The following is a 5,555-nucleotide window of genomic DNA, read 5'->3' on the forward strand; positions in this document are numbered from 1 at the left end:
GCAAGGTCAGCAGCCTCACCTCGGTGGCCGGCTCGAGCGACGGCATCGAGCTCGGCCCCGGCCTCACGACGGTCACCAAGATGGTCGAGGCGGGTGGCACCAACACCTTCAACTGGCTCTACAACGCGTATTACCGCAAGCTCGAACGCGAGCTGGTGAACGCCGCCACCGCCGATCTGTTCGCCAAGCGGATCACGGCGGCGCAGTGGGTCGACGAATGCCAGAAGGCCGCCGACTCGATCGCGAAGGACTCGTCCGTCAAGAAGTTCAAGCGGGTCTGAGGTGCGTGGCAAGCGGCTGTTCATCGCCACGTTCCTGATACCGCCGCTGCTGCTCTACGGCGTCTTCGTGGTGTCGCCGTACGTGCAGGCCTTTCAGATCTCCGGCACCGACTGGAGCGGCCTGTCCCCCGACTTCGACTTCGTCGGGCTGGACAACTTCAGCCGGCTGATCGGCGACGGCACCTTCTGGAACGCGCTGCGGCACAACGCGATCCTGCTCGTGCTCCTCCCGGTGGTGACGATCCTGCTCGGCCTGTTCTTCGCGTCGATGATCAGCGTCGGCGGCCGGACGGATCGGGCCGGCGTGCACGGCGTACGCGGCGCCGGCTTCTACCGCATCGTCTACTTCTTCCCGCAGGTGCTGTCCGTGGCGATCGTGGGCGTGCTGTGGAAGGAGATGTTCGCCCCGAACAGCGGCCTGATCAACGGCCTGCTCCGCGCGATCGGCCTGGACGGGCTGGCGAAGCCGTGGCTGGGCGACCCACGGTTCTCGTTCTGGTGCCTCGCGATCGTGCTGTTGTGGAGCAACGTCGGCTTCTACGTCGTGCTGTTCAGCGCGGCGATGCAGTCCGTTCCGCGCGACATCTACGAGGCCGCCCTGCTGGACGGCGCCAACCGGGGGGCCACGCTGTTCCGGATCACCATTCCGCTGCTCTGGGACAGCATCCAGGTGGCCTGGGTGTACCTGGCGATCCTCGCGATCGACGCCTTCGCGGTGGCGCAGATCGTGACCAACGGCGGTCCGGGCTATTCGTCGGATGTGGTGGGTCTGCGGCTCTACAAGACGGCGTTCAACGACTCGCAGTTCGGCTACGCCTCGGCCATGGGCGTGGCGATGTTCCTGCTCACCCTGTCGGTCGCGGCGGTGTTCCTGCGGGTGACGCGGCGCGAGCGGGTGGAACTGTGACGGCCACGCTGGAGAAGGCGGCGCCGGAGAGGGCGCCGGCGGCGGCGCGTACCCGCCGGGTTGCGGGTTTCTCCGTGCTGTCGCACGGCTTCTTGATCGGCTGGGCGGTGCTCACCACCGTGCCGCTGTTGTGGGCCATGGTGAGCTCGCTGAAGAGCGACACCGAGATCCTCTCCGACCCGTGGGGGCTGCCCTCTTCGCTGCGGTGGGACAACTTCGCGCGGGCCTGGAGCGACGCGCACATCGGGCGCTATTTCCTGAACAGCGCGATCGTGGTGACCGGCGCGCTGATCCTGACGATGCTGCTCGGCGCGATGGCCGCCTACGTGCTGGCGCGCTACCGGTTCCGCGGCAACCGGTTCGTCTATTACGCGTTCGTCGGCGGCATGATGTTCCCGGTCTTCCTGGCGCTCGTGCCGCTGTTCTTCGTGGTGCGCAACCTGGGCCTGCTCGGCACCCTGCCCGGGCTGATCCTGGTGTACGCGGCCTATTCGCTGCCGTTCACGGTGTTCTTCCTGACCGCGTTCTACCGCACCCTTCCGTCGTCGGTGGCGGAAGCGGCGATGGTCGACGGGTGCGGGCACTACGGGCTGTTCTTCCGGGTGATGCTGCCGATGGCCCGGCCCGGCCTGGTGAGCGTCGCCATCTTCAACTTCCTGTTCCAGTGGAACCAGTACGTGCTGCCGATCGTGCTGATGCAGGGCGAGGGCGCGGAGAAACGATGGGTGCTGGCGCAGGGCCTGACGGCGCTGGCGGTGAACGAGGGCTATCAGGGCGACTACGGGGCCCTGTTCGCCGGCATGACGATCGCGATGCTGCCGGTGCTGATCGGATACGTCGCCTTCCACCGCCAGGTGCAGAGCGGCCTGGCCGCCGGCCAGATGCGCTGACCGCCGGCCGGTCGCTCGCGGAGTCCGTGGTGCAGCCGCGTCCGCCCGCCTCAATCACGTAGATGCCGGCCAGTCACGCCAGTCGTGCGTCAGGCGGGCAGCCATGCCGGCGTGGGCGAAGCTTGCGGTGTTGCCGCCGCCCGCGCATGCGGGGTCGCCGGCCAACAGTGGTAGCCCAGAAGGCAATTCGGCCTCCGGAAAGCCCGCTCACCTACCACTTTTCGCTTGCCGAGCGAGGCAGCCATGCCGGCCCGGGCGGACTCGGGGCCGGTGACGCCGCTCGCGCGTGGGCCCGGCAGAAGTGGTAGCCCACAGGGCTATCCGGGCCCGCGATGAGCCGGTGAGCTACCACTTTGGGTGCAGAGCCGGGGTGGTGACCGGAGAGTGGTAGCCCACGAGGCTGTCCGGGCTCCCGATGGGCCGCTGGGCTACCACTTTCGGCGCCGGCCGCGGCTGCGGCTCGGAAGTGGCGATTCTTCGGCGATCTTGCCGATGTCTTCGGGGTGCGGGGCGTGACAGGATCGGGGCGTGGAGACCTCGTGGACCATGGCTGTGGGTCGGGATGACTTTTCGCGCGTGACGGTCGTCGAAGCGGCCGTGCCCGAACCCGGCGACGGGGAGGCGCTGCTCCGGGTGGACCGGGTCGGTGTCACCGCCAACAACATCACCTATGCGGTGCTCGGTGCGGCGCTGAAGTATTGGGAGTTCTTCCCGCTCGCCGACCGCTCGCTGGGGGTGCCGCCCATGTGGGGGTTCGGCGACGTGGTCGCGACCAACGCGGCCGGGGTCGAGATCGGGCAGCGGCTCTACGGGTACTACCCGGCCGGCTCCCATCTCGTGGTGCGGCCCGACCGGGTCGACGCGCAGGGGTTCCGGGATGCCAGCGCGCACCGGGCGCAGTTGCCCTCGCCCTACAACGCTTATCGCCTGACCACCGGCGATGCGGCCTACGACGCCGGCCAGGAAGACCTGCTGATCCTCTTCCGGCCGCTGTTCTTCACCTCCTGGATGCTCGCCGACCTGCTCGCCGACCAGAGCTTCTACGGCGCCGAGACGCTGGTGCTGTCGTCGGCGTCCAGCAAGACCGCCTACGCGACGGCCGTCGAGATCGACGGCCCGCGCCTGGTGGGTCTGACCTCGCCCTCGAACCTCGAGTTCACCCGCGGCCTCGGCTGCTATGACGAGGTGCTGACCTACGACGAGATCGCTTCGCTCGACCCGGCACCCACGGCGTATCTCGACTTCTCCGGGCGGTCCGAGGTGCGCGCCGCGCTGCGCGAGCACCTCGGCGACCGGCTGGTGCGCGACGTGGCGATCGGGCTGACCTCGCAGTCGCCGAACGCGATGAGCGCCGGGGAGGTGTTCTTCGCGCCGGACCAGATGCGGAAACGGACGAAGGACTGGGGACGGGACGTCCTGGACGCGCGGTTCAGCGAGGCTTGGCGGCGGTTCTCGGGCACCGCGTCGGGCTGGGTCGACGTGGCCCTCGGGCAGGGCAGCGAGGGATTGCGGGAGGCGTGGCTGGATGTGCTGAGCGGGCGTACGCCGGCGCGCACGGCCCACGTCGTCGAGCTGTAGGGCCTGCACCCGTTTTGCTGCGGGCGGGCACCCGTGCTGATGACCGGGGATCCGCAGACTTCTCGGTGTGACAGTGATCAACAGCTGGAGCGTGACCGACCAGCCGCCGAGCCGCATCGACGTGGCGCGCGAGCTGGTCGCGGTGTGGGCCGAGCACTTCCGGCGCTCGTACCGCCTGATCCGCGGCGCCTGACCTTACTCGCTGATCCGTCCTAGGCCGTTGCCGCGCGGAGGGCAGCGGTGGCCGCGGCGACGATCAAGATCGCAGCCGGGGGTACGAGGGCCGCGCCGAGGAACCGCACCCGCAGGTGCATCACCACCGCACCGGCCATCAGCAGCGCGACGCCCGCGGCTGCCGCGACGCCGAGCCACGCCCACCACAGCCCGGCGACGAGACCTGCGGCGGCGAGTGCCTCGGGGACTCCGACGGCGGTCCACAGCCGCTCGCTGACGTTGAGGCGGTCGCGCAGCTCCAGCGAATCCTTTCCGGGGTTGATCTTCTTGACGGCCGACTGGGCCATCACGGCGGCGAGCAGGGTTGACAGGATGGCGGTGATGACGAACATGGCTGGCCTTTCGCTACAGTCATGGTGAAGTGAGGTGAGCATGACTGTACCGAAAGAGCGGCGTCCGTACCATGCCCCGCGGCGGGCGGAGCAGGCCGCGGCCACCCGCGACGCGATCATCTCGGCCGCGTCGGAGCTGTTTGCGCAGCGTGGGTATGCCGCGACGACGATGGCGGCCATCGCCGAAGCGGCACAGGTCACACCCAAGTCGGTCTACTCGCTGGCGGAGAAACCCCGGCTGCTGCTGCTCGCCGTGGACCGGGCGATCGTCGGGGATGACGAGCCGGTCGCCCTGCTCGACCGCCCCGAGATGCGCGACCTGATGGCGGCCGGCGACGCCCGGGCGCAGATCCGGCTCGCCGCCCGGATCGGCGCGCGGACGCTCGTCCGGCTCTACCCGCTCTATCGGGCGTTCGAGCACGCCGCGGCGACCGACCCGGCGCTGCACGAGTCGTGGCGCGAATACCAGAGTCAGCGGCGCGCCGACACCGCGAAGGTGGTCCGGGCGGTTGCCGACGCCGGCGGCCTGCGGCCCGGCCTGTCCGTCGAGCGCGCCACCGACACGCTGTGGACGCTGCTCGGCTGGCACGCGGTCGCCCTGCTGGTCGAGGAGCGCGGCTGGGACGAGGAACAGGTCGGCGAATGGATGGAAGAGGTCCTTGAAGCCCTTCTCGGTCCCGTTCCCTGAGCCCAGGCTCGCACTCAGGCGCCCATGCCGCGGGCCATCGCCCGGCGCAGCGGCGGCGTCGCCGCGGTGACCCGCAGCATGGTGCGGAAGCCGAGGCGTCCGGCCCGGGTCGCCGAACCGGCGCGCTTGGCGTTGCGCAGTGACCGCCGCACCGCCGCGAAGCCGTAGTCGAGCATCTCCCGCTCGTACTCAGCGACCGTCTCCACCAGCGACCCACCCGCGGCCAGGCGGCGGCGCAGCAGGTCGGCATCGCGCAGCGCGGTGTTGGCGCCGATGCCGGCCATCGGGGTCATGTTGTGGATGGCGTCGCCGAGCAGGGTGACGCGGCCGGTCGGCCAGGGGTCGACCGGGATCGCGCTCTTCACGTGGATCGCGTTGACGGTCGCCGGGTCGCTGCCCGCGATCAGCTTGTCGAACATCGGGGACCAGCCGGCGAGCCGCGACCCGACCAGGGTCTGCAGCGCCGGGCCGTCCCAGGAGGCGACGTCGGCCGGGAACCGCCCGGCCGCGTCGGAGAATCCCCAGAGCACGTAGCCGGGCTCGGGCGGCGCCGGCTGCCACGGCGCGGTGAAGAGCGAGCCGGGTCCGCGCGGGATCACCATGGTTACCTGCGAGGTCAGCACCGGTGGGAGGCCGTCCAGCGGG

Annotated in this window: 7 protein-coding genes and 1 pseudogene; 6 read left to right on the forward strand and 2 right to left on the reverse strand. The window is 70.1% G+C overall.

Going from position 1 to position 5,555, the window contains the following annotated elements; genetic code table 11:
- The 5 genes and pseudogenes from AB0M20_RS24500 to AB0M20_RS24520 form a co-directional block, all read left to right on the forward strand.
- A pseudogene (locus AB0M20_RS24500) lies at positions 1-281 on the forward strand (carbohydrate ABC transporter, N-acetylglucosamine/diacetylchitobiose-binding protein); the annotation flags it as partial.
- Position 282: 1 nt separating this feature from the next.
- The gene (locus AB0M20_RS24505) at positions 283-1,188 is read left to right on the forward strand and encodes a sugar ABC transporter permease (RefSeq protein WP_364301853.1); all 906 of its coding nucleotides are present in this window, start codon (positions 283-285) and stop codon (positions 1,186-1,188) included.
- Positions 1,189-1,262: 74 nt separating this feature from the next.
- Positions 1,263-2,078, forward strand: a complete 816-nt coding sequence (locus AB0M20_RS24510) for a carbohydrate ABC transporter permease (RefSeq protein ID WP_364301865.1) — start codon at positions 1,263-1,265, stop codon at positions 2,076-2,078.
- Positions 2,079-2,654: 576 nt separating this feature from the next.
- Positions 2,655-3,656 (forward strand): DUF2855 family protein, encoded by a 1,002-nt coding sequence (locus tag AB0M20_RS24515; RefSeq protein ID WP_364301855.1) that lies wholly within the window; start codon positions 2,655-2,657, stop codon positions 3,654-3,656.
- 67 nt (positions 3,657-3,723) lie between these two features.
- Positions 3,724-3,849, forward strand: a complete 126-nt coding sequence (locus AB0M20_RS24520; protein WP_364301857.1) for a hypothetical protein — start codon at positions 3,724-3,726, stop codon at positions 3,847-3,849.
- Between the two features lie 19 nt (positions 3,850-3,868).
- Here AB0M20_RS24520 and AB0M20_RS24525 read toward each other — a convergent pair whose 3' ends face one another.
- Positions 3,869-4,222 carry a DoxX family protein gene (locus tag AB0M20_RS24525; RefSeq protein WP_364301859.1) on the reverse strand — a complete coding sequence of 118 codons (354 nt, stop codon included), beginning with the start codon at positions 4,220-4,222 and terminating at the stop codon, positions 3,869-3,871.
- A gap of 40 nt (positions 4,223-4,262) precedes the next feature.
- On the opposite strand from AB0M20_RS24525, the gene AB0M20_RS24530 reads away from it, so the two are divergent.
- A complete protein-coding gene (locus AB0M20_RS24530; protein ID WP_364301861.1) occupies positions 4,263-4,910 on the forward strand; it encodes a TetR/AcrR family transcriptional regulator in 648 nt (215 codons plus the stop codon).
- Between the two features lie 14 nt (positions 4,911-4,924).
- On the opposite strand, the gene AB0M20_RS24535 is transcribed toward AB0M20_RS24530, so the two are convergent.
- Positions 4,925-5,555: FAD-dependent monooxygenase (locus AB0M20_RS24535; RefSeq protein WP_364301863.1), on the reverse strand; the 631-nt coding region annotated here is incomplete at its 5' end.

Origin of the sequence: Actinoplanes sp. NPDC051633 (assembly GCF_040681735.1) — a bacterium.
Classification (GTDB): domain Bacteria; phylum Actinomycetota; class Actinomycetes; order Mycobacteriales; family Micromonosporaceae; genus Actinoplanes.

Coding starts and splice junctions, on each gene's coding strand:
- AB0M20_RS24525 (WP_364301859.1), bottom strand. CDS start 4,222: ATGTTCGTCATCACCGCCATCCTGTCAACCCTGCTCGCCGCCGTGATG.
- AB0M20_RS24530 (WP_364301861.1), top strand. CDS start 4,263: ATGACTGTACCGAAAGAGCGGCGTCCGTACCATGCCCCGCGGCGGGCG.